Raw genomic sequence first — 3,147 nt, forward strand, 5'->3', positions numbered from 1 at the left:
GCCCCAAGCTCGCTATCAGTCAGCTAAAGACATATTGAATGACTTAAAACCACTCCTTGATTCTAAGTCTAAAATCCCTACAAATGACAATAATCAGTTTAAGAGAAGTATTGTTATATTTAGGAAAAAAATATTTTCTAATCCAATATATACTGGACTAATTTTCGTTTCTTTAATTATTTTTATTTATTTATCGACAGCAGGTATTAAAACTCTTAGAATAATTGTTAAGCCTGAAACTTGTCCAATTAATATTGACGATAATATAAGTTGTGGTGAAGAGAGTCTATTGTTTGGTTTCCAACCGAAGAATAAAGCTGATGGCATTAAAGCCTATCGTGACCGAAACTACCTAGAAGCTTCAAACTTTTTTAAAGTTTCCTGGGAAATAGAAGATAGAGATCCAGAAACTCTAATTTACTGGAATAATGCTAAACTTAAGACAAATACCAATATAAAGCCCTATACTATTGCGGTTGGAATTCCTATCAGAGTAGACGAAGATACAGCCAAAGAGATACTTCGAGGAATTGCTCAAGCTCAACACAAGATCAATAACTCCGAAGCTAAGATCAATGGTAGACCGCTGAGGATCTTGATTGCCGATGATCATAATGATGTCGCTCACGCTAAGGATATGGCAAATCAAATAGCTTCTCAAAGTGAGATCATAGCTGTAGTTGGCCATTCTGATAGTGGAATTACCCTTAAAGCCTTGGAGGAGGTTTATCAAAAACATAGACTAGTTATAGTTGCTCCAATCAGTAGCTCAGAGTCTTTGACAGATTTCTGTATTAAGCAGAAACAGTGCTTCTTTTTTAGAATTATTTCTAATCATAATCATGCAGCTAAATACTTGGTTGATTTATTACTTGATGAGTTGGTAAAAAAAGGTCTTGAAAAAACAGCTGGGGTTGTTTATAGCCACCCTGATAATTATAGCAATTCGTTTAAATCCGTTATTGAAAAGCGTGTGCGAGAAAAAGGGAAGTTTATTAATTTAGAACCCAACGATCTCTCCAATCCATCGTTTGATGCAGGACAAATAATTGAGTACGCTCAACAAAATAAAGTAAATGGGATTTTTGTAGTTCCTGACGGGGGAACTACACGTGAGGCACTTCCTAACGCAATAGATTTGATTAAATCTAATCAGGGTCGGCTATTGATTGGAGGATCGTCCTCATTATACCATCCTCAGACTTTAGAAGGCCTATCTAAAGAGAGTGAAAGTGTATTATCAAAGTTTATAGCTTATTCTGATTGGCATCGCTTGGAAGGGTGCGTAGATACTCCTGAGGGAGAAGCCTTTTGCCAGCAAGCTTCAAAACTATGGAAAACAACTCAGGTAAGCTTGAGAACAGCCACTGCATACGATGCCATCATGACCATCGCTAAGGCTCTAGAGACTTTACCAAACCCCAATCGAATCAAGTTACAAGAAGCCTTAAGGAATAAAAATTTTAGTTACTCAGGTGTAACTGGGACAGTCAAATTCAAACCAGATGGTAACCGCACAGAGCCACCAGGAGCGGCAGTCAAAGTAATACAATCAACATGTGATTCAGCTTACAAAGGATTGGAATTTGTTCCCATTGAGTATGTAGATGAAAGACAATGTTAGTTGATTGAATAGAAAAACCTTATGAATAATACCGAAAAAACTGTTATTGCAGTAACTGGTCATACCAATTCTGGTAAAACAACTTTGATCAGAACGTTAACCAAGAGCAATGTCGGTCTAGTTGCTGACCAAGCACATGCAACAAAAAAGACTGAAACGATTCGCTATGATACTATGCAAGCTTGGTTCGTTGATTGTCCAGGTTTTGAGCTTCCAGATTCTTGTTTAGCCTATATGAGAGCTAAAAAACAAGAGCTTTCTCCAGAGATATTAGCAAACATATTTCCAAATGTTGATAGGATGAAATATGATCTAATTGCAATAGAAGGAGTCGAGAGAGCAGATGTGGTCATCTACGTTGTCGATACTTTAAATGATGTGCCGGAAGGAGGACATGATCAAGAAATTGAACTTTTAAAGGAATTAAATAAGCCTATTATTGGGATTGGTAATAAAAGTCGAAAAAAAAATGATCAGCATGGGAAACGAATAACTAAGTGGGAAGATTTTTTTAAAATAAACCATATCAATAATTACATTATGTTTGATGGTTGGTGGGATGATCCTTCCAAAGTTACTCGAATTTATAGCTATGTAGAAAATTTATTGTCTGGTCAAAAGAAAGAAAGATATCGCATAGACCTGGAAAATTTCAGACATAGACAGCTTGAAATTTTAAGGGAAGCTTCAGATTTAATGTATGACTGTATCCAAGCATGCAGCAAAGCAAAAAGACAAAAGGGTATTGATAATACTTCACCAGAAAAGGATCTCATTGATGAAATACGTGATGAAGTTAAACAGTTGTTGGAAGAATTTAACGAAAACGTTTCAAGGCTTTATAAATTAGCAGCAGACGATCCACTCAAAGGAGTTAATGACCTTAACTTTCATAAAAAAAACTTTTCAAAGCCTAAAGATGTAGTTGATGGTGCAGCTGCTGGTACAGGCATTGGGACTGGAATCGGTGGTGTTATAGGTGGGATAATCGGTTTTCTGATTGGATTACCTGTTGGTGGTGTTGCTGCTGGACCAGCAGCGCTAGTTGGTATACAGGTAGGGGCTACTGTTGTTGGTTTATTGGGAGGAAGTATTTGGGCTGTATTATCTGTAAATAACAATATAGAAGTTTCTATCGACCAAAATGGTAAAAACTTTATAGCTACTACTTGCCTAGCTATTATATGGGGAGTGTCTTACCACGGTTACGGAAACAGCCCAACAATAGGAGAGCAAGAAATTGTTGGGCTTTTACAAACAATTAAAAATTTCCAAGACAACAGATATATTGTTTGGGATCAACTAAGAAAAAAACAGGTTTTTGAAGAATGTAAACAGTTTTTTGATAAAATAGAAGGTAGATTGTGAGGTGGAATATTTAACAAAGGGAGCAGTTGCGTAGTGGCGTGGCACAGCTAATTTGGTGCATTAGATTCTAGGTCTTCATCAAGTTCAAATACAGGATATAGGTGTTTAAGTTTGACTCGTGCATCTTCGGTAGTAAATCGCCAAACGACCTTGGC

The 3,147-nt window shown here is 36.7% G+C and carries 2 protein-coding genes; both read left to right on the forward strand.

The window, feature by feature from the left end; translation table 11 throughout:
* Positions 1 to 1,624, forward strand: a 1,624-nt coding sequence (locus F6K38_RS37960; RefSeq protein ID WP_287360131.1) for an ABC transporter substrate-binding protein, incomplete at its 5' end; no start/stop codon positions are given.
* A 21-nt stretch (positions 1,625 to 1,645) separates the two neighbouring features.
* On the forward strand, positions 1,646 to 2,992 hold the full coding sequence (locus tag F6K38_RS37965; protein ID WP_287265710.1) for a GTPase domain-containing protein: 1,347 nt from the start codon (positions 1,646 to 1,648) through the stop codon (positions 2,990 to 2,992).
* The last annotated feature ends 155 nt before the right edge of the window (positions 2,993 to 3,147 follow it).

The organism is Moorena sp. SIO3B2, from assembly GCF_010692525.1.
GTDB lineage: Bacteria > Cyanobacteriota > Cyanobacteriia > Cyanobacteriales > Coleofasciculaceae > Moorena > Moorena producens.